The sequence below is a fragment of the Spirosoma pollinicola genome, assembly GCF_002831565.1.
Taxonomy (GTDB): Bacteria; Bacteroidota; Bacteroidia; order Cytophagales; family Spirosomataceae; genus Spirosoma; species Spirosoma pollinicola.
Map to the genome: position 1 here is coordinate 6,137,800 of NZ_CP025096.1, position 21,257 is coordinate 6,159,056.

General features: G+C 49.2%; 20 protein-coding genes. 9 read left to right on the forward strand and 11 right to left on the reverse strand.

Going from position 1 to position 21,257, the window contains the following annotated elements; all coding sequences use genetic code 11:
• Nucleotides 1-151 precede the first annotated feature (151 nt).
• From CWM47_RS25710 to CWM47_RS25720, 3 genes are all read left to right on the forward strand, one after another.
• Complete coding sequence (locus CWM47_RS25710; RefSeq protein WP_100991256.1) at nt 152-2,014, forward strand: glycoside hydrolase family 2 protein; 1,863 nt, start codon at nt 152-154, stop codon at nt 2,012-2,014.
• Nucleotides 2,015-2,189: 175 nt separating this feature from the next.
• On the forward strand, nt 2,190-2,396 hold the full coding sequence (locus CWM47_RS25715; protein ID WP_100991258.1) for a heavy-metal-associated domain-containing protein: 207 nt from the start codon (nt 2,190-2,192) through the stop codon (nt 2,394-2,396).
• Between the two features lie 6 nt (nt 2,397-2,402).
• Complete coding sequence (locus CWM47_RS25720; RefSeq protein ID WP_100991260.1) at nt 2,403-4,754, forward strand: heavy metal translocating P-type ATPase; 2,352 nt, start codon at nt 2,403-2,405, stop codon at nt 4,752-4,754.
• 139 nt (nt 4,755-4,893) lie between these two features.
• Here CWM47_RS25720 and CWM47_RS25725 read toward each other — a convergent pair whose 3' ends face one another.
• Nucleotides 4,894-5,460: a 50S ribosomal protein L25/general stress protein Ctc gene (locus CWM47_RS25725; RefSeq protein WP_100991262.1), complete on the reverse strand. Its 567-nt coding sequence runs from the start codon at nt 5,458-5,460 to the stop codon at nt 4,894-4,896.
• A 70-nt stretch (nt 5,461-5,530) separates the two neighbouring features.
• Nucleotides 5,531-6,472, reverse strand: a complete 942-nt coding sequence (locus tag CWM47_RS25730) for a ribose-phosphate pyrophosphokinase (RefSeq protein WP_100991264.1) — start codon at nt 6,470-6,472, stop codon at nt 5,531-5,533.
• A gap of 179 nt (nt 6,473-6,651) precedes the next feature.
• Between CWM47_RS25730 and CWM47_RS25735 the strand changes: the two genes are divergently transcribed.
• From CWM47_RS25735 to CWM47_RS25745, 3 genes are read left to right on the forward strand one after another with little or no spacing between them, the layout of a single operon-like run.
• Nucleotides 6,652-7,827, forward strand: coding sequence for an acyl-CoA dehydrogenase family protein (locus CWM47_RS25735; RefSeq protein WP_100991266.1), 1,176 nt, complete (start codon nt 6,652-6,654; stop codon nt 7,825-7,827).
• Complete coding sequence (locus CWM47_RS25740) at nt 7,811-8,575, forward strand: PIG-L deacetylase family protein (protein ID WP_100991268.1); 765 nt, start codon at nt 7,811-7,813, stop codon at nt 8,573-8,575. The genes CWM47_RS25735 and CWM47_RS25740 overlap by 17 nt, the downstream gene beginning before the upstream one ends.
• Nucleotides 8,568-9,155 carry a class I SAM-dependent DNA methyltransferase gene (locus CWM47_RS25745; protein WP_100991270.1) on the forward strand — a complete coding sequence of 196 codons (588 nt, stop codon included), beginning with the start codon at nt 8,568-8,570 and terminating at the stop codon, nt 9,153-9,155. The genes CWM47_RS25740 and CWM47_RS25745 overlap by 8 nt, the downstream gene beginning before the upstream one ends.
• Here the strand turns inward: CWM47_RS25745 and CWM47_RS25750 are convergent.
• The 4 genes from CWM47_RS25750 to deoC all read right to left on the reverse strand — a co-directional run bounded on the left by CWM47_RS25750 (nt 9,094) and on the right by deoC (nt 12,781).
• Nucleotides 9,094-10,302: a glycosyltransferase gene (locus CWM47_RS25750; protein ID WP_100991272.1), complete on the reverse strand. Its 1,209-nt coding sequence runs from the start codon at nt 10,300-10,302 to the stop codon at nt 9,094-9,096. The two genes, CWM47_RS25745 and CWM47_RS25750, sit on opposite strands and share 62 nt — an antisense overlap.
• Before the next feature lie 108 nt (nt 10,303-10,410).
• Complete coding sequence (locus CWM47_RS25755) at nt 10,411-10,986, reverse strand: phosphatase PAP2 family protein (RefSeq protein ID WP_100991274.1); 576 nt, start codon at nt 10,984-10,986, stop codon at nt 10,411-10,413.
• A gap of 3 nt (nt 10,987-10,989) precedes the next feature.
• On the reverse strand, nt 10,990-11,904 hold the full coding sequence (locus tag CWM47_RS25760; protein WP_100991276.1) for a sugar phosphate isomerase/epimerase family protein: 915 nt from the start codon (nt 11,902-11,904) through the stop codon (nt 10,990-10,992).
• Between the two features lie 109 nt (nt 11,905-12,013).
• Nucleotides 12,014-12,781, reverse strand: a complete 768-nt coding sequence (gene deoC / locus CWM47_RS25765; RefSeq protein ID WP_100991278.1) for a deoxyribose-phosphate aldolase — start codon at nt 12,779-12,781, stop codon at nt 12,014-12,016.
• Between the two features lie 180 nt (nt 12,782-12,961).
• On the opposite strand from deoC, the gene CWM47_RS25770 reads away from it, so the two are divergent.
• On the forward strand, nt 12,962-13,990 hold the full coding sequence (locus CWM47_RS25770; protein WP_100991280.1) for a hypothetical protein: 1,029 nt from the start codon (nt 12,962-12,964) through the stop codon (nt 13,988-13,990).
• Nucleotides 13,991-14,023: 33 nt separating this feature from the next.
• Here the strand turns inward: CWM47_RS25770 and CWM47_RS25775 are convergent, their stop codons facing one another.
• From CWM47_RS25775 to CWM47_RS25795, 5 genes are all read right to left on the reverse strand, one after another.
• Nucleotides 14,024-14,257 carry a response regulator transcription factor gene (locus CWM47_RS25775; protein ID WP_100991282.1) on the reverse strand — a complete coding sequence of 78 codons (234 nt, stop codon included), beginning with the start codon at nt 14,255-14,257 and terminating at the stop codon, nt 14,024-14,026.
• Nucleotides 14,258-14,366: 109 nt separating this feature from the next.
• Entirely contained in the window at nt 14,367-15,344 is a 978-nt protein-coding gene (trpS, locus tag CWM47_RS25780; RefSeq protein ID WP_100991284.1) for a tryptophan--tRNA ligase, read from the reverse strand.
• Nucleotides 15,345-15,438: 94 nt separating this feature from the next.
• Complete coding sequence (locus tag CWM47_RS25785; protein ID WP_100991287.1) at nt 15,439-17,706, reverse strand: NADP-dependent malic enzyme; 2,268 nt, start codon at nt 17,704-17,706, stop codon at nt 15,439-15,441.
• A 76-nt stretch (nt 17,707-17,782) separates the two neighbouring features.
• Entirely contained in the window at nt 17,783-18,811 is a 1,029-nt protein-coding gene (locus tag CWM47_RS25790; RefSeq protein ID WP_100991289.1) for a hypothetical protein, read from the reverse strand.
• A 45-nt stretch (nt 18,812-18,856) separates the two neighbouring features.
• On the reverse strand, nt 18,857-19,273 hold the full coding sequence (locus CWM47_RS25795; RefSeq protein ID WP_100991291.1) for a hotdog fold thioesterase: 417 nt from the start codon (nt 19,271-19,273) through the stop codon (nt 18,857-18,859).
• Between the two features lie 68 nt (nt 19,274-19,341).
• On the opposite strand from CWM47_RS25795, the gene CWM47_RS25800 reads away from it, so the two are divergent.
• On the forward strand, nt 19,342-19,977 hold the full coding sequence (locus CWM47_RS25800; protein ID WP_100991293.1) for a histidine phosphatase family protein: 636 nt from the start codon (nt 19,342-19,344) through the stop codon (nt 19,975-19,977).
• Nucleotides 19,978-20,151: 174 nt separating this feature from the next.
• The gene (locus tag CWM47_RS25805; RefSeq protein WP_100991295.1) at nt 20,152-21,240 is read left to right on the forward strand and encodes a sensor histidine kinase; all 1,089 of its coding nucleotides are present in this window, start codon (nt 20,152-20,154) and stop codon (nt 21,238-21,240) included.
• The last annotated feature ends 17 nt before the right edge of the window (nt 21,241-21,257 follow it).

A 21,257-nucleotide genomic window follows, 5' to 3' on the forward strand; every position in this document is an offset into this window, starting at 1 on the left:
GTGCGTTAAATCATCACAGAGGCCTATTTTGTTTATCAGCACGTTTTCAGCGGACTGAATAGGGCGAAAAACAAATTTTTAGGCCATTAATACGTTTGACAAGTTTATCAGATACTCTTGTTATTTATAGCTGTTAATTTTCTAAAGCCTTATGTCTGAAATTCAATCAAATTTTGGTTTTGCCGGTAGTAAAGAAGAATCCAGTAGTCTCGAAGAACCCGTTAATCCGTTACCCAGGGCCGTTCTGCGTCCCAATACACATTGGCTGCTCGATGGCGAATGGCAGTTTGCGCTCGATGCCAACGATACGGGGCTGCACGAAAGATGGTTTTTGGGCCATCAATACGAGGATAAAGCCCAATGGCCAGGCTCGATTGAGTCGCACATGGCAATGGCAAAAGGACAAGCCAGTCCGGTAATCTGGCAGGATAAGGTGATTGCCTGGTATGAGCGTGAATTTGATCTGCCTGAGCGAACCGCATCCCTTTCCTCATCTACTATTCAACTAACGTTTGGGGCTTGTGGCTATGAAACGAGGGTGTGGCTCAACGGGCACCCCCTTAGCACGATTGAAGGCGAGGCTGTTCATTATGGAGAATACACGTCTTTTTCCTACGAACTGGCGGATGAATACCTGCGCCCCACGAACCGATTGACGGTGCGTATTGCCGATACAATGGATGCCGAAACGACCCGTGGCAAACAGGAATCGCACGTCTATAAACGAGGAGGTATATGGTATCAGACCTATACAGGTGCCGTGCGGTCGGTCTGGCTCGAAACGGTCGAACGGAACAGGCTGCGGTCGCGAGTAGGCGTGGTCAGCACGGTGGAAGATGACATGGTTCGCTTCAGCGTAACGACCCGTATTCATGACCCCGGTAATTACATTCTTCGGCTTCAGGTATTTGAGCGAAAAGCGGCTGAAACGTCGTCACCAATGGCCACCTCCGATTTTCCCTTGTTGCTGGAGGCGGGTCAAAAGCAGCAGCGGGTAACGGTTGAAGTGCCGGGTGCACAACCGTGGTCGCCCGAGAATCCCATTCGGTATCGACTGATTGCACAGCTTATTGATAGCGATGGACATATCGCGCAGATTGAAACTCAGTTTGGTTTGCGAAAGATTGAAGCGCGCGGCCGATTTGTTTACCTCAATAACAAGCCCACTTATCTCGATGGTATTTTATACCAGCCCGGTACGGCCACTTATGAGGAGATGAAGCGGCATATGCAGGCCATGAAAGAACTGGGCTGCAATCTGGTTCGGGTGCATATTGCCGGTATTGACCCGCGTATTTATAATCTGGCCGATAAATTAGGACTCCTGCTTTGGGTCGAAGTGCCCAGCCCGCACAGCTCAACATCAAAAAGTCGCCATAATCATCAGGCCGAATTATTTCGGATGCTGGCACTGATTGGTACGCACCCATCGGTCGTGATCTGGAGCCTTTACAATGAAGACTGGGGGGCACAGGATATTGCCACGAATCCAGAAACCCGAGAGTATATAATGAATATGTACCATTTTATGCAGCTGACCTATCCGCAGTTTCTGGTTGTTGATAATGATGGCTGGCAACATATTTCATACGAGGGTCGACTTAAGTCGGATTTGCTGACAGCTCATTTATACACACCCGATCCACTGCATTGGCAGTCTCTCCTCGACCGATTGGTAGCGGGTGATCTGAATACCGTTGCCGCTTTCCCGCTGGTGGTAGGTGATCCATTTTTTTATCGGCGACAGGTTCCTCTGATTGTAAGTGAGTGGGGCGGGTTTGGGTTTGCCAATTACGGTGGCCCGCAGGAATCCGAAGACCGCGCCGAACGCATTCGACTCTTTAAGCAGGAGATGCGAAAACGACCCATAGCAGGCGATGTGTATACACAGGCGACAAATATTGAAGATGAACGAAATGGCCTTATTGATCCACAAACGGGGGTTTTATCAGTACCCGCTGGATTACTGGCATCGGGCGGGTATGAAAACGCGACTGCCTTACCGAGAGGATAACACTCAAATAGTTAACGATACAATTCTATAACGCCCGTCATAAATTGTGTAATGACGGGACCGTGCCGAATGACGACCTTTGTAGAAGAAAAGTTTTTGACAGGATTAACAGGATTTAAATGGATAAAAAATTCTGTTAATCCTGTTAAAGAATACCAATTAAATAAGCACGAATATGGAAACCGTAAAATTCAAGACTAATATAAAATGTGGTGCCTGCATTGCCACTGTAACTCCCTTTCTGAACGAGGCCGTAGGCGAAGGCAACTGGCAGGTTGACCTGCAAGACCCCAAAAGAGTGTTAACCGCCGATAACTCAACCGCCGAAAAAGTCAGACAGGCCGTAGAAAAGGCAGGCTATAAAGCGGAGTCGCTAAACTAAGAAATCATGGCTATACTCACCACCGAGTCCGATAGGAAAGCCCCGAAAAGTGGTTCTCCGGCCGAGATTCGACAAACATATCCTGTACTGGAAATGAGCTGTGCGGCCTGTGCCATTAGTGTCGAGTCGATCCTGAAGCACACGCCGGGGGTGAGCGATGCGGGTGTGAACTATGCCAATCAGTCGGCCTGGGTGCAGTTCGACCCCAGGGTTGTAACTCCGAACGAGATGCAAAGTGCCGTTCGGTCAATGGGGTACGACATCATTGTAGAGACCGAACCGTCTGGCCCTGACGCTCGCCAAGTGCAGGAAGAAGCCCAGCAGAAAAAGACACAGGATCTTAAAAAACGCACGATCTGGGCATTGATTCTGGCGGCACCTATCGTTGTGTTAGGCATGTTCTTCATGGACCGAAACGTCGGACCACTTTCTTACGGGAACTACATCATGATGATTCTGGCGGCTCCGGTTGTTTTTGGCTTGGGGCGGTCATTTTTCGTCAACGCCTGGAAGCAAGCCCAACATGGTAAAGCCAACATGGATACACTGGTGGCCCTGAGTACCGGCATTGCGTTTTTGTTCAGTACATTCAACACGCTCTACCCCGAATTCTGGTATAGCCGGGGCGTTCATCCGCATGTTTATTTTGAGGCCGCAGCGGTTGTCGTTGCGTTTATTTTGTTGGGTAAACTTCTGGAGGAGCGGGCAAAACTCAGTACGTCATCAGCGATAAAAAAACTAATTGGCTTACAACCAAAAACGGTTTGGCTGGTGGAGGGTGATACCGAGCGCGAGATTCCAATTGCGTCTGTTCAGGTCGGCAATTTACTGGTTGTTCGGCCGGGTGAAAAAATTCCGGTCGATGGGCGAGTGGCCTCCGGTCAGTCGTATGTAGACGAGAGCATGATAAGTGGAGAACCCGTCCCAGTGCTGAAGCAAGCTGGTGAGCCGGTTTTTGCCGGTACGATCAACCAGAAAGGGAACTTCCGGTTTTATGCCGAAAAGGTGGGTGCCGATACACTTCTGGCGCAAATCATACGTATGGTGCAGGATGCCCAGGGGAGCAAGGCACCCGTACAGCAGATCGTCGATCGAATCGCGGGCATTTTTGTCCCTGTCGTATTGGGCATCGCTGTATTGACCTTTGTCGTCTGGCTGGTTTTCGGGCATTATTTAGCTCCTGATAGCGACCCGTTAACAACGGCTCTGTTAACATCGGTAACCGTATTGGTCATTGCCTGCCCATGTGCCTTAGGTCTGGCTACACCCACCGCCATCATGGTGGGCGTGGGGAAGGGAGCCGAAAACAACATCCTGATCAAAGACGCCGAAAGCCTGGAAATTGCCCATACGGTCAATGCCGTTGTACTGGACAAAACGGGTACGATTACCGAAGGTAAACCGCTTGTTACAGACCTGCACTGGACGGTTGACTCAGACGAACAGGTGTTCTTGCCGCCGATTCTTTATTCGTTGGAAAAACAGTCGGAACACCCGCTTGCTGAAGCCGTAACAGCCTTTTTGAACAGCCGTGAATCTGTTTTGCTTGATGCGTTTGAGAGCCTGACAGGCCGGGGTGTGAAGGCGAGTTATCGAAACGATACCTACTTTATTGGGAATCAGCGGTTGTTGATAGAAAATCAAGTCGACTTACCCGCCGGGATGGCTCAACAAACCGAAACATTACGGGCACAAGCCAAAACGGTCGTCTTCTTTGCCCGGCATGGAGGTGCCCGGCATGGAGGTGCCCGGCAAAAAGAGGGCGGCCTGAGTGGACAGGTCCTGGCCGTAATTGCCATTGCCGACCCTGTGAAAGCGACTTCGAAACAGGCTATAGCCACCTTGCTGAGTCGGGGGATTGAGGTGTACATGCTCACCGGCGATAATATACAAACGGCTGCAGCAGTGGCTAAACAGGTAGGCATTAACCAGTACAAAGCGGAAGTGATGCCGACTGACAAAGCTGATTTTGTGCGTCAGTTGCAGGCTGCCGGTAAGGTAGTGGCCATGGTAGGTGATGGAATTAATGATTCGCAGGCGCTGGCTCAGGCCGATGTAAGTATTGCTATGGGGAAAGGCTCTGATATTGCTATGGATGTAGCCCGAATGACATTGATTACGTCTGATCTTACCAGTGTTCCAAAAGCGATTTACTTATCAAAGCAAACCGTACGTGTGGTGCATCAGAACCTGTTCTGGGCGTTCATTTATAATCTCATCGGTATTCCCATCGCTGCCGGGGTATTGTTTCCTGCCTTCGGTTTTCTACTTAGCCCAATGATTGCTGGAGCTGCTATGGCCTTAAGTTCGGTTTCTGTAGTGAGCAATAGTTTGCGGCTGCGGGGTATGAAGTTATAACTGATTTCCGTTTACTGGCTGCGATCAATCAAGCCAATAGGCATTTACAAAAGTCATAAAACAAAAAAAATGCCCGCCAGATATCTGGTGGGCATTTTTACTAGATCTATTAGCCTTGATAATTGGTAAATAATACCAATTATTTGCCCACCGTACCACGCAACGCACGTGGAATTTCGATGCTGGCAACTGGGTTCGATGCTTCTTCAAGCATCTCGATGTTTTTTACTGTAATCTGGCCAACACGAACAGATTTGCCAAGGTCAAGGCCCGATACATCCACATCAATAAAGTCAGGGATGTTTTCGACCGTACCTTTCACACGCAGTTTCCGAACGCGGGTTACTAATTTACCACCTTTCTGAACACCGGGAGCTGTACCGATCAACCGAACAGGAACGGCAATCTTAATGGGCTTTTTGTCGGTGATCAACAGGAAGTCAGCGTGTAGTAACACGTCGCTAACCGGGTGGAATTGTGATTCCTGAAGGATGGCCCGGTACTCTGTACCTTCGATGTTTAGCAACACTTCAAAAATATTGGGCGTATAGATCAAATCGCGGAAAAGGATCGCTGGTGCATAAAAATGCACTTGATCGTCTCCACCATATAACACGCATGGAACATTGCCCTCGGCCCGAATCGCCTGTGATTCCGTGCGGCCGAGATTCGCTCGTTGATACCCTACAATCTCGAGTTTTTTCATGATAAATAGTGCCGAACGTCCACATCCGGCTAAAAGATGAATGATCCGGACGTGGACGTCCGGTACTTTGTTAATGCTTTATAAACAATGAACTAATAGATTCATGATCCCGAATGCGGCCTATCGCTTTGGCAAATAACTCAGCCACCGACAGCACTCTGATTTTGTCGTTTAGCTGCTGCATCGGCAACGTATCTGCAACGACTAATTCTTCTAATACCGAATTGGCAATGTTTTCGTGAGCCTTGCCCGACATGATCGGGTGCGTACATACAGCCCGGACAGACAGTGCCCCTTTATCCATAATAATCTGGGCGGCTTTGGCCATTGTACCACCTGTGTCGATCAAATCATCTACAAGCACTACGTTGGTTCCTTCCACATCGCCAATAACCTGCATGGATGCAATTTCATTGGCCCGTTTCCGGTGTTTGTCACACAGAACGATATCGGCGTTGAAATGCTTGGCAAACGTACGGGCGCGGTTGGCACCACCCACATCCGGCGAGGCTACCACCAGATTTTCCAGGTTCAGGCTTCGGATATACGGCACGAATACCGAAGTACCTTCCAGGTGATCGACCGGAAAGTCGAAAAAACCCTGAATCTGTCCGGCGTGAAGGTCAATGGTCATTAACCGATCGGCACCCGAAGCCGCCAGCATATTGGCAACCAGTTTGGCCGCAATGGATACCCGTGGTTTATCTTTACGATCCTGCCGGGCGTAGCCGAAATACGGAATTACTACGGTTACATAGTGAGCCGAAGCCCGACGGGCCGCATCGACCATGAGTAACAACTCCAGCAGATTGTCGCCGGGAGGAGGTGTCGACTGAATCAGAAAGACATCACAACCACGAACCGATTCCTCAAAACTGGGCGACATCTCACCGTCGCTAAACCGGCGGCAGGTATAACCACCTAGGTCTTTACCGTAATAGTGGGCAATTTTTTCTGCCAGATAAGTTGATTGACTACCAGAAAAAATCTTGACGGGGTTAAACGAAGCCATGAGTGCCGGACAAATTTCCCGCAAAGGTACGAAAAAAAAGGCCCTCTTGCTGGAATGCTCTCAACTTTCTTTAATCAATAAAGTCGTTAGCTTCCTATTTGACAGGAAATGAACCCTGAGTTGGCTATTTCATACGATAACTACAGAAAACAATTCGCCTTCCAACGGCTTAGCTACGTATGGATACGCTTTTACCGATGCCCCCAATTGGTTCTACGTCAACGTTGGCAGTAGATTTGGAATCAGACCAACTGAATAGCTTACTGGAAAAGATTGCTGATGCTGCCTCTCTAACAGATACGGATAAAACATTTCCCGAAGATGCCTTTGGCTGGATGGCTGATGCTGGTTTGCTGAACGTTACCCTTCCGGGCCATCAACTTGATAATCAACTTCCTAAGACAGACCTTTTACTACACCTGCTGAAACGGGTTGGCGCTGCAAATCTGGCTGTTGGGCGAGTCTATGAGGGACATATCAATGCTGTGAATCTGATTCATTTATACGCTACTCCGACGCAGAAAGAAGCCTGGCATGCCGATGTAGGTGAGCATAAACGATTGTTTAGTGTTTGGAACACACAGGCAGGCGACGGGGTGAAAATTCACGCAATTGGGCATGGCCGCTATCGGCTGGAAGGAGCGAAAACGTTCTGTTCAGGAGCCGGGTATATTCATCGGCCACTGGTAACCGGCCAATTGCTTGGCGCTCAGAAACAAGGGTGGCAAATGTGTATCATCCCAACCGAACGGGTGAAGCCGATACCGCAGGACGATAGTTTCTGGCAACCGCTGGGCATGCGGGCTTCCGTGAGTTATAAGCTTGATTTTACGGGTGTTGAACTGGACGAAAACGATCTGTTAGGACAACCTGATGACTACTATCGGCAGCCGTATTTTAGCGGGGGAGCTATCCGTTTTGCCGCCGTTCAATTGGGTGGGGCAGAAGCTCTTTATGAGGCAACACGGGCATTTCTGGCCTCGATGGGTCGTACAGACGATTCGTTTCAGCGTACCAGATTGGCCGAAATGGCCTGGCTTATTGAATCGGGAAATCAGTGGCTCAATGCCGCTGGTTCGAGAACGGATGCCTGGCAGGCGAGTGGAGACGAAGCGGATAAGATCGTTGCGTATGCCAACATGACCCGAACGGCCATCGAAGAAATCTGTCTGCGGGTCATGCCCCTTGCCGAACGTTCTGTAGGAGCGCGGGGTCTTATGCGCCCGCTGCCTTTTGAGCGTATCCACCGCGATTTAACCTTTTACTTACGACAACCCGCTCCCGATGCCACCATTCTGGATATTGGACGGTATGTGCTCGATACTAAACAGCCTGCAAATGACCTCTGGCGTTGATAAAGCTCACTATTTAGACGACATGGCGCGTGTGGCCGAATTAGCCCAGATCGGCAACGCGCTGGTGATTGCCCCGCACCCTGACGATGAATCGCTGGGATGTGGCGGCACGATTGCGTTGCTACGACAAAGAGGCTATTCCATCCATGTGCTGTTTGTGAGTGACGGCACCATGTCGCATCCAAACTCACCGGCCTACCCGGCTGAACGGTTGCGGAAAGTACGGGAAGCCGAAGCATTAGACGCACTAAAGTGCCTGGGCGTACCCGCCGAAAATGCCATATTTATGCGGCAAAAAGATACGCAGGTGGCCACACCAGAGCAGGCTGATTTTGCTAAATTGGTCGATTTTATCCATGACCTGTTGCTAACCCTTTCGCCCACATCGGTACTTGTACCCTGGCGACGCGATCCACACCGGGACCATCGGGCGTGCTGGCAACTGGTGAATGCTGCGCTCAGCAAGCTCTCGGTAAAACCTCGTTTGCTGGAGTATTTAATTTGGCTTTGGGAGCTTGGTAAGGAGCAGGATATGCCCAAACAAGATGAGATGTTGGTTTGGAGCGTACCAATAGAGTCGGTTATGAAGCAACGGGATCAGGCAATTGCCGCCCATCGGTCGCAGGTGAGTCGGATGATTGACGATGACCCATCGGCTTTTTATTTATCGCCGGAGTTGCTCACGCACTTTGACACACCCAGAGAGTTGTTTTTAGAAGAACTAGTTAACGAACATAATCATGCCTGATTCCAGCTTGCCTCTCGCGTATTTTGATGATGTTTATCGCGCCAACGACGACCCCTGGTCTTTTGAAACCAGTCCTTACGAGCGGGATAAATATCAGGCCACAATGGCCGCTTTGCCAAGGAATAAATACAGCAATGTGTTTGAAATTGGTTGCTCTATTGGCGTATTAAGTGAATTGTTAGCCAACCGGTGCAATCATCTATTGGCTGTCGATGCCAGTGAGTTGCCCCTTGGGGCAGCCCGAAAACGTCTGGCTGCCTATCCGCACGTGACCGTCAGGCAATTGAGTATTCCCAATGAATTTCCGGATGATCAATTTGATTTGATCCTTTTATCGGAAGTTGGTTATTACTTGGTGCTGGACGATCTAAAATGTGCCCGGCAGCAAATGCTTGACCATCTCACCGATAAAGGTAATCTGTTGCTGGTGCACTGGACGCCTTTCGTTCCTGATTATCCGTTGACGGGTGACCAGGTTCATGAGCAGTTTCTGGAAATAGCTGGTGAAGGCAAACCACTTACTCATTTACTGGGCCAGCGAACGGATAAATACCGGTTGGATTTGTTCCAAAAGCAGTAGTGAGGTAGTTGCGCAAGTCCCGAATAGCCAGCGTGATGGGCACGGCTGGCCAGCAACTTGCCCATTGTCCTGTTCTCATTTTTTCGTCGACCTTTTCCCAAACTTCGCCAAAAAAGCGACTTTGGGCTACTTCTTTTATAAGCCAGTTTGGATCGACCATCAGGTCGCGCGCAATTTGTTCAACCCTGGTTTCGTCGGGCCACTGGTGGCGCAGTGGCCAGTATAACCGTAGTCTCTGTCGATTTTGAAGTTGGATGATAACCGCTTTGGCGGGCTCCGCCAGTTGACATTGATTTGCCTGATTCATGTTGGCCCAATACCGCAGCTGCTCCGAAAAACCAACCGCCACACGACCCTGCATTCGGGTTGAGGTGTAGACTTTTACATGGGGACTTTTTCTGACCTTGGCATCCATTCGCAGCAACGCCCGGTAAAAAGCTTCATCTTCCAGACATGGGATTTCGGGTAAACGGCCAGCCTGTTCATACATCTGGCAGGTAACGGCAATACTGGCCCCAAAATGTTGAAAGTGACGCGGCCAGGGATCATGAGCGCGCGGGTCGAAGAGTGCTTCGGCTTTGGCCACCAGGCTTCGGTACATCACATCCCGCAGGTGATACAAACGAACCTGACTTCGATCAGGCCGGGTCAGGATACGCCCGCCAACGGCATCGTTCCCATTGGCTATTTCGAGCATGATCGCATTAACCCACCGACCGTCGACCACTGTGTCGCCGTCAGTCGATGCAATAATTCCATCCGAACGGCCAAGGCTGGTCAGGCGTCGATGCGCTTCGTCCATGAGCAACCTGCGAACAGTTCCGATGTTTGCTTTGGCAGCCGGTAAGTGAATTTGAGCAATATGTAGGGGGAAGTCCGGATGTTGCAGCTGATAGTTTCGGGCAACCTCAAACGAGTAATCGGTACAGTTATTTGCCAGTAACAGCACTTCGTACAGTGCTGGATTTACTGGTAATCCGTTGTTATCCTGTTGCTTCCGGAGCGCGTTGAGCGTATCTTCCAGATGGTGCGCTTCATTCCTTACCGGCACAATTACGCTAAGTCGTACGAACGGGGAGGGCGGGGTTTCATTGAACAAATAGTGATGTATAGTCGTACAGGCTATATCCTCAATTTCGGTTTGCATGGGCTAATCCTCGCCCGGATGACTAAATTTCCAACCGGACGTTTCAACGTCTACAACTGAATGCGGGCATGATTGTTACTGTTTAGCGGTAGTTGTTGGGGAAAGGTATCAGATCAGTTTTTGAGCTTCTGAACGAGTCTGCCATTTGTTCAGAACAAACACGCAGAGGGTAGCCGATAAAATACCAACACCGGTTCCGGCAAGCACGTCAAGTGGATAGTGAGCGGCCACATAAATTCGGCTATACGACACGGTGGCCGCCCATAAAAATCCCCATCTCAGCCAGGAGTGTTGTTTGCCCAGCATTAACCAGAGGCTTGCCGCCAGAGCGAACGTAGTGGACGCGTGAGACGAGCAGAAACCGTACTGTCCACCACATTCGAGCACGGGATGAATCAGTTTTTGCAGTGACAGTTCGTGGCAGGGACGAAGTCGGTGGGTGAGGGGCTTAATCACCGACGAGGCTAGCTGATCGGCAACCGCAACCGAAAAGATGATTGTCAAAATATACCCGACAGCCTGTTTTCTATATCGGTAGATGAGCCAGCCGATTAGCAGCGCATACAGCGGAAACCAGCTGTTACGCTCTGTAATCCAGATCATTATCGGATCAAGCCAGGGTGTATAACGACCATTGAGCCAAAGAAACAGGTCGATGTCGAGTTGGTTAAGCGTATCAATCATGAATTACAATACCAAAAACTGACTCAAGTAATTCCGGGCGGTCAGAATGGCCGTTTTAACATCCTGGGGATGGCTTTCATACGCTTTATCTTCGACCTCAATACAAACGGGTCCACGGTAGCGAACGTCGGTCAGAGCCGCAAAAAAGTCACGCCAGCGCACGTCGCCCAGACCCGGAAGTTTGGGGGAATGATACTCCAGCGGGTTCGCTATAATACCCACCCGGTTCAACTTGTCGCGGTATAATTTTACGTCTTTCAGGTGGATGTGATGCAGACGGTCGCGATAATCATAGATGGGTTTTACTTCGTCCATCATTTGCCAGATCAGGTGGCTTGGGTCGTAGTTCAGGCCCAACGCCCGCGAGGGAATGATCTCGAACATCCGATCCCAGATGGCGGGAGTGGTCGCGAGGTTTTTGCCGCCGGGCCATTCGTCGTCCGTAAACCACATCGGACAGTTTTCAATACCAATTTTAACGTTACACTCTTCGGCTACTTTGACGATAGCGGGCCAGTGCTCAGCATATAGTTTCAGATTATCGGCAATGCTCAGCGAGGGATTCCGACCAATAAAGGTGTTTACCACCGGAACGCCCAACTTGGCAGCCGCCCGGATAATCTGTTTGATGTGTTCGCGATAGAATTCGGCCTGTTCCGGGTTGGGGTCTAGTGGATTTGGGTAGTAACCCAGTCCTGAAATCGAAACATTGTAAAGTCGGGTTAGCGTATGGACCTGATCGACGTGCAGGTTATTAACGTCAATATGGGTCACGCCCGCATATCGGCGTGCATCGGCATTGCCCGACGGCCAGCACATGAGTTCAACACAGCTAAACTTATGCTCCGAGGCAAATTTCAACACACCATTGAGATCATAATCGGCCAGAATGGCCGAAACAAAACCGAGATTAAGCATAAACAGAGGTACGATTTATGGATTTACGAAGTACGATTTTGAGGGAATAGTAAGCTGATGCGGTAGATCGGGAACGAATAAATGTAGCTGCTGAAAACCACAAATTGGCTCAATACCCTGTTGATTCGATCCTGAATGAGGTAGGCGTGTGCTCCGGGGCAATTCCGGCCCGGCGATTGGCCTCCCGAATGATCGCAGCCGTTGATGAAGTGCCTACACGAGCGACTCCCATGTTGCATACCGCCAATAGCTCATCCAGCGTGCGGATTCCTCCCGATGCTTTGACCTGAACACCCAGACCAACATGGCTGAGCATCAGCCGCAAATCATGTTCTATAGCGCCTTTATACTCATATTTACCATCAGCACCCTTCACGAAACCGAAACCCGTAGAGGTTTTTACGAAGGCTACGCCCGCATCTGTGCAAATCTGGCAGAGTCGTATTTTGTGAGTGTCGTCGGGTAAATAATCGGTCTCGAAAATGACCTTCAGAATTGCCCCTTCGGTCTGGCAGGTGTACTGTATGGCCTGGATCTCATTCGTTATATACGACCAGTCTTCGCTTAGCACCTTACCTATGTTCACAACCATATCGATTTCAACGGCTCCATCGCGGCAGGCCTGCACCGTTTCGGCAATTTTTACCGGCAGGGCATTACTGCCGTGTGGAAAGCCAACAACCGTACCTACCCGAACCCGCGAACCGGCCAGTATATCGCGTGCCAATGATACGGCATAGGGTTTAATGCAAACCGAAGCTACTTCATAGATCAATGCCTCTTCGCAGCCCGCCCGTAATTCGGTATCGGTAAGGGTAGGATGCAGCAGGGCATGGTCAATAAGACCGGCGATTTCGTGAATGGGTGTTGAGCTCATAGCTGGGTAGAAATTGTGGCTGCGAAGATACACGCCAGGATAGTATTTGAAACGACATTAAGGTAAGAGTTGACGTATTGGCCAAGAAAAATCCCGTATTTACGAGGTTAACGTATTGACAATGAAATGCTTCTCTGTTAATAATTAACTTTAGAGGCACATCTTAAACCACCTTTTGCCATGAATATCAACATCTCTACCCTGCTCGATGTAGCAATAGGACTCATTTTCATCTTTTTCGTTTTCAGCATGTTTGTCTCGGGAATTGTTGAGCTTATCAACAGCCTTTCTGAGCAACGTGCCAGCCTGCTTCGTAAAGCCCTGACTAAAATATTGGGTGGAAATGCTACTGATTTCTTCAACCACCAGCTTACTAAAGTGAAAGAAGATAAGTTTTGGGGATTTAATAAACCTGTGAATTACCTGTCTGCCGATTCATTTTCGACCGTGGTGATTGATCTGCTGGCAAAAGCCGATGGCTCTCCGCTAGTAGGCGACGGAAAGCCGACGGAGCAGGTATTTGAAAAGATTAAGCAGGCAGCCCTAAATCATAAGGATGAGGCTGTAAAGGAATTGATTCGGCCAATACTCGCCAAGTCCGATGATTTTAAAACGTTTAAAGCTGAGTTGGAAAAGTGGTACAATGGCTATATGGAGCAAGTTTCCGGCTGGTTTAAACGATATGCTCAGGGAGTAGTATGGGTAGTAGCTGCACTCGTTGCCATCGCCTTAAATGTAGATACAATTCATTTGACGAACAGGCTTTTTAATGACAATGGCCTACGCGACCGGGTTGTAGCTCAAGCAATAATGACGACAAAAAATGGCGGAGAAACCTTTGCCAAAGACATAAAATTCGTTGAGTATCTTCATACGAATGACGTGACATTGGTAGATACTACTGATTCGAAAAAGTTTGTAGTTAAACCAAACCTGACCGGACTTGACAGCATAGCGGTACAAACGGCTTATCTACGCTTTGTTCAGGAAAACGTTGCCGAACTCAGCTTGCCAATTGGCTGGGTATCGGGCGAAGGGAAATCTCCATTTCAACCTGGTCAATCCTGGTGCTTGGCCATTTTAGGCTGGGTATTAACTACAGCGGCCCTTTCCTTTGGTGCTCCCTTCTGGTTTGATCTGCTGCTTAAACTGGTAAACATCCGGAATACGGCCCGCCGGCCACCCGGGAATCCTAATCCGTCAAACTAAAAAGAGGTGTCCTTTTCAAAAGGACACCTCTTTTTATAGAGAAACGATACCTGTTTTTACGGCCCACAGAGCCAGGCCAACCCGACTTTTTATATTGTATCGTTCAAATAAAGCTTCGCGATAACCGTCGACAGTGCGGGGGCTAACGCACATTTTGTCGGCAATTTGAACGTAGGTTAGCTCGGAACAGGCCAATTGTAAAAAATGGCGTTCACGATGATTTAGCTGAACAGAGTTCAGATTGTAGGTAGAGGATAGGCTGTTCATTGTGTGGGGTGTTAATAGTGGTCATATAATCAGCTAGCAAGCTGAAAGTAAGCTAATATGCACACCCTTCCCAAATGAACTGAGTTAACGGTAGTTTTCTGGCTAACAGCTAGTTAAAGCCGAGTTTTTTCCTAACACGCGCTATGGTTTTACCCGCTACTACCCGTGCCTTTTCTTCGCCAGCCCGAAGCTCGGCCTCAAGAGCGTCATTGTTCGTCATATAATAATCAAATCGCTCGCGCTCGGCAGCAAACAGCGTTAAAATGAGTTCGTAGAAGGCTTTTTTCGCTGTACCGTAGCCAAAATTACCGCCTTCATATAACCCGCGCATGTCGGCAATCTGTTCGTCGGAGGCCAGTAACGAATACAACTGGAACGTGATGTCAGTATCCGGATTCTTTGGTTCCTCGAGGGGCGTAGAATCCGATTTAATCTTTTTGATTACTTTCCACAATTCATTTTCGGATAGGAAAATGTCAATATAGTTGTTGTATGACTTGCTCATTTTCGCTCCATCAATGCCGGGTATCGTCATCAGGCGGTTGTCGATTCGGGCTTCGGGCAGTACAAAAACCTCGTCGTCGTACTGCCGATTGAAAATACTGGCAATATCACGGGTCATTTCGATATGCTGACGCTGGTCTTTTCCCACTGGAATTATTTCGGCGTCGTACAGCAAAATATCGGCCGCCTGCAAAACCGGATAGACGAACAAACCCGTATTGACCGGGCCGCTGGAGCGCTCCGATTTTTCCTTAAACGAGGTCGCGTTATTCAGCATCGGAATGGGCGTGAAGCAACTCAGATGCCAGGACAACTCCGTGTGCTCGGCCACGCGAGACTGCCGCCAGAATGTGTTTTTCTCCGTATCCAGGCCAAACGCCAGCCAGGTCGACGCTACCGCCCGTGTAAACTCCCGACGCATAGAACCATCCTTAATGGTGGTGAGGGAGTGAAGGTCAGCGATGAATAAAAAGGACTCATTGTCAGGGTGTTTCGACAAGTCGATGGCGGGTTTAATTGCCCCCAGAATATTGCCTAAATGCGGTCGCCCGCTGCTTTGAATACCGGTTAAGATTCGTGCCATATTTTGGTTGGGGAGGATGGAAGAAAAGGAGGAAGGAGGAAAGGTATTATTCCTCTCGTCCCTTTTCTCCCTTCTCCCTTTCCTCCTTTTATAGTTATTTTCCCTGTGCTTCGACCACCGCAATGGCGACCATATTAACGATTTCTCGTTCCGACGAGCCTAACTGCAGCACATATACCGGTTTGCGGATACCGAGCAAAATAGGCCCAATGGCATCGAAACCGGCGGCTTCGCTCATTAAGTTGTAGGCGATGTTTGCCGCCGACAGGTTCGGGAATATAAGCGTATTGGCGCCTTCGCCAACCAGCTTGCTGAACGGGTGATTTTGTTGTAGTAGTTCTGTATTAAAGGCTAAGTGAGCCTGAATTTCACCATCAACAATCATGTCGGGGTGTTTTTGTTGCAGAATCTCAACCGCACGGTTCATCTTCTCGGCATCTTCGCCCTGTGCGCTCCCAAAGTTCGAGTACGTGACCAGGGCAATGCGTGGCTTGATATTGAACCGTTCAACAGTTTGAGCCGTTAGCTCGGTTATCTCGACAATTTCTTCGGCGGTGGGGTTGAAGTTGACCGTTGTGTCGGAGAAGAAAAGCGGCCCGCGTTTAGTGAGCAGAATGTACATACCGGCAACCCGCTTAACGCCCGGCTCTTTACCAATTATCTGCAGCGCGGGTCGGATCGTTTCGGGGTAGGAACTCGTCAGACCCGAAATCAAGGCGTCGGCTTCACCCGTTTCGACCATCATCGCACCGAAGTAGTTGCGGTAATACATCATCTTCCGAGCTTCGGTAACGTTAACGCCTTTACGCTTACGCTTATCGAAATAAACGCTCGTAAAGCGATCGATCAATCCTACCTGATCGGGCGAACGAGGGTCGAGAATTGGAATCTGGCCCAAGTCGAGGCTATTCTCCTGAATAAGCTGCTCGATTTTTTTTCGGTCGCCCAATAGAATTGGACGCGCAATACCTTCGTCCCGCACTTGTTGGGCGGCTTTCAGTACTTTCAGGTTTTCGGCATCGGCAAAGACAACCCGTTTTGGATTCGCTTTCGCTTTCGTTAATATAACCCGCGAAATCTGATTATCCTGTCCCAATCGGCGGGCAAGCTGTTGTTCATAAGCGTCCCAATCGGTGATGGGCAACCGAGCCACCCCGGAGTCTATAGCCGCCTTTGCTACGGCTGGTGCTACCGTCGAAAGTAGTCGAGGATCAACAGGCTTAGGCAGAATATAGGTTCGCCCAAAAATCATATTCGATTCGCCGTAGGCCAGATTGACCAGATCGGGCACGGGTTTCTTGGCTAAGTCGGCCAGTGCGTAGGTAGCCGCCAGTTTCATCGCTTCGTTGATTTCGGTAGCCCGAACGTCCAGCGCACCCCGAAAAATGTAAGGAAAACCAAGCACATTGTTCACCTGGTTGGGGTAGTCTGAGCGACCCGTTGCCATGATAATATCGGGGCGGGCAGCCATCGCTTCGTCATAGCCGATTTCGGGCGTTGGGTTTGCCATCGCAAATACAATCGCGTTGGGAGCCATCGCCCGAATCAGATCCTGATTCACGATACCGCCTTTCGATAAGCCAACGAATACGTCCGCTCCGGCAAAGGCATCGTCCAGTGAGTTTATATCCCGCGTGGTAGCAAACGGACGCATGATCTCGCTCAGGTCGGTGCGGTCGGCGCGAAGCGGCCCGTTCACGTCGAACATCACAATGTTCTCGTGTTTGGCACCTAATGCCACATATTGGCGGGTACAGGAAATAGCGGCTGCTCCAGCGCCCAGAATTACAAATTTGGCTGTTGCAATAGGTTTGTCGACCAGTTCGAGCGCGTTAAGAAGTGCCGCCCCGCTCACTATGGCCGTACCATGCTGGTCGTCGTGCATGACCGGGATATTCATATCTCGTTTGAGTCGCTCCTCAATTTCGAAACATTCCGGCGCTTTTATGTCTTCGAGGTTGACCCCGCCAAAAGTCGGTTCCATAATTTTGACCGTGCGGACAAACTCGTCGATGTTTTTGGTATTCAACTCAATGTCGAACACATCGATATCGGCATAAATTTTAAACAGCAAGCCCTTGCCTTCCATGACAGGTTTACTGGCTGCGGGGCCAATATCGCCCAGCCCCAGAACAGCCGTACCATTACTGATAACCGCTACTAGGTTTCCCTTGGCGGTGTATTTAAAGGCATCGTCGGGGTTGGCTTCAATTGCCAGGCAAGGTTCGGCTACGCCGGGGGAGTAGGCTAATGACAGGTCGCGCTGGGTGCTGTATTCTTTTGTGGGAATGACTTCTAATTTACCCGGACGCCCTTTGGAGTGATAATCAAGGGCATCTTCGCGCCGGATTTTCTGATTCATACTAGTGTTGCTGAGGTGATATTGGTCTCAACGTTTGGGAGCGCGAAGGTACGGAAAAAGTAAGCGGGGTTCTGTATCAATTCGCCCCGATAACCTTGTGGCGGTCGATATAAACCCAGCCTGTCCAACAGAAAAGCAGCAGAATGCCGAACAGGAATGCACGTTGGGTTGGATTGGTATAGGTGGTCTCATAAACCGGTTCGGGCGTTTGGAGGTGAACGGTATTTCCCTGCTCAACGCCAAAAACTAAAATCTGCTTGTAATTAATATACTTGTCGCCAATAGTGAGTGCTTCTGTTCTGGCTAGTTTTTTGCGAAAGTCGCTGGCCCGAATTAGTAGTTGCACCGGGCGCTCAGAAGCTATTGCTGACTTTAGCCCATCTAAACGGACATCGTAATTTTTACGGGAAACTAAAAACGAGAAATCCGGGAAGGCATGCAAGGAGATAGTTACACCTGTTAGTTTGCCTTTATTCCTGTTTTCCCTCACCTGGGTAATGGTATCTATTACTGAAACAAGTTGGGCGGGATTTTTATCTATAGGCTCATACGCAACATAGCCAAAGACGATGTTTCCTATGCTTAACAAGGCTAGCCCGCCCGTAAGCCAGCGGATTCGGTTCCTTTCCGACAACGTCACTACTTTGACAAAAGGGACGGGTTCCCCATACTGACATAGGTGATCCCTTAACTGCTCATACGCTTGAAAATCACTTGATTTAACGATGAAATAACTATCGGTCATATACACGGTTAGCACCTGGAAGGAGCCATTTTTGCCAACTTCCATGTGCTCATTGTGGGCGGTAATAGTGCTGTATGGAAACCGTTCCGGCCTTTGCAGAAATTTTTTAACGACGAACGGGTCACGTTCGAGTCGGACAAATACCGTATGGCGACCGAATTCAAATACAATCATCAACCATATAAAACCAGTTGCCGAGGAGAATGTCAATACTATATTGAGATCAGGATATAACTGCCCGGCAGTAGCAACTAGGAAGGGAATGAAGATCGTCGATATAAAAAGCAACGAAAGTATTAACCAGTGGAGCCACTGAGACTTGGAGCTAATACGGAATGAAGCATCCTGGTGAATGACCATCTGGCAACTGTTTATGGGAGTAACCGCTATGTACGCTTTTATACGTTAACTCCCAATAACGGCAATGGTTAGCCGACTTACACAGACCAGTTTGCCCTGCTCATCGGTAATACGGATATCCCAGATGTGGGTTGTGCGGCCGATATGAATGGGTGTGCAGCGCCCGTAAACCCAACCTTCACGCACCGAGCGAATGTGATTGGCATTGATCTCAAGACCAACTGCCCGTTGTTTGGTGGGGTCGTCCAATAGCATAAAAGACGCTACACTGCCCAGTGTTTCGGCTAACACCACCGAGGCTCCCCCGTGCAAAATGCCAAAAGGTTGATGCGTTCGTTGGTCAACGGGCATGCGGGCAATCAAATACCCTTCGCCCGCTTCAATAAATTCAATACCAAGAAGTTTACTGATTGAATCGGTATGGAGAAAATCAAGTGCAGTCAGATCGAAGTCAGCTTTCATTAGGCGCGTGTTTTTTGTAATTTCGCACTCAAATTTGGAAAAATTTGCCAATAGGCAAGCCAATACGTTTGATGCAAAAAACAATTTATCTGATTCGCCACGGCGAAACTGACTACAACCGGCGGGGCGTCGTGCAGGGAAGTGGCGTTGATTCAGACCTCAACGATATGGGACGGGCGCAGGCTCAGGCTTTTTTTCAGGCCTATCAGCATGTGCCATTCAGCAAGATTTACATTTCTGGACTGAAGCGAACCTACCAAACCGCCGAACCTTTTATTGAACTGGGATTACCGTTCGAAAAGCTGACCGGCCTCAATGAGATAAGCTGGGGTGTTATGGAGGGCAAAGCGCCCGGTAATCTGGACAATGAGTATTACCGCGATCTGATCGAAGCCTGGGAGTCGGGCAACACGGCCAAAACAACCGATGGGGGTGAAAGCCCCGAACAGGTGGCCGCCCGACAAAAAGTGGCTGTAGATATTATTTTGTCGCATCCAGAGGAAGAGACCGTGCTAGTGGCCATGCACGGACGCGCCATGCGTATTTTGCTATGTTGGATCACCAACCGGCCGCTCTCGAAAATGGATCAGTTCGAGCACAGTAACCTCTGCCTTTATAAACTCCAATACGATTACGATTCGGCCCTGTTCACAATAGAACTGGCCAATGACACCGCCCATTTGCTGTCCCTGGCATTGGCCTGAAAAACTGGAAGGGCGATGAGTCAATAAGATTTTTCGTCCTTCCCGTTTTCTCTTCGACTAGTTAGTTTTCCGGCCTTCCTCCTTTTTTTCCATTGGTGTAGTATATACCGCCCGGCCCGGCCCTTAGTCTGTATATTCGTTTACCAACTGGTATAAGGACCGTAACAGAAAGGCATGTCTAAGCAAAAAATATATTGGTTTTGTCAGTTATTCGGCTGGTCGCTCCTCATTTTGGTGGAGTATCTGGCCTATCTGTTTGAAGATGGTTTCCAAGCTGATGAACTGTACTTAGCCATTGTCAATATTTTTCTTGGCATTTCCCTAACGCATCTCTACCGGCTCATGATCAGGCGGTGGAACTGGGTGCAGCTACCGTTTTTTCGACTTGCCCCACGCGTTTTACTGTCCGTTTTTGTGCTTGCCCTGATCATGACCATGGTGAATTTGCCCATGGACCGGCTTATCGTTCCGCAACATTTGATGGGCGAACCCTGGCTATTGTTTGGCTACATTATGACTTGGGGTAAAACCATGCTTGCCTGGGTGTTGAGCTATACCGCTTACCATTATGTGGAAGAAAACCGGAATGCCGAGATCGAAAAAATCCTATTAAAAACCAGCATTCGCGAAACAGAGGCCAAAGTGTTGCGGTCGCAGTTGAATCCGCACTTTGTCTTTAACGCCCTCAACAGTATTCGGGCACTGGTGTATGAAAATCCCACAAAAGCACAGCAAAGCATTACGCAACTCTCTAATTTACTGCGTAACTCACTACTGGCCGACCGGCGGAAAACAGTTGAGTTACGCGAGGAAATTAAAACGGTAGAGGATTACTTAGACCTCGAAAAAGTCCGTTATGAGGAGCGGCTGGTTTCGCACATTGAGCTTGATGGCAGAACTTTATACTGGCAAGTGCCGCCTATGATGCTGCAAACACTGGTCGAAAATGCGATCAAACATGGGGTATCAACGGCGGTGGGTGGCGGCTTTATCGAAGTAAAATCCAGCCTGGTAGCCGATAAACTTCACATAATTATTCGAAACACAGGTGTTTTGGGAGATAAGGAAGCTTCCGGGGGCTTCGGCTTAGCTAATACGGCACAGCGTCTTGAACTGCTGTACGGGCCTGATGCGAAGTTTCATATTTTCCAGGAAAACGAACTCCAGAACGGTAGCCCTGTTGTTTGTGCCGAAATCACTATTCCCGCCCAGTCGGAGGGCATATTCCGTCGAAAGGAAATAGGGGTCAGGAGTTTAAAATGAAGGCTGACATACGCTAA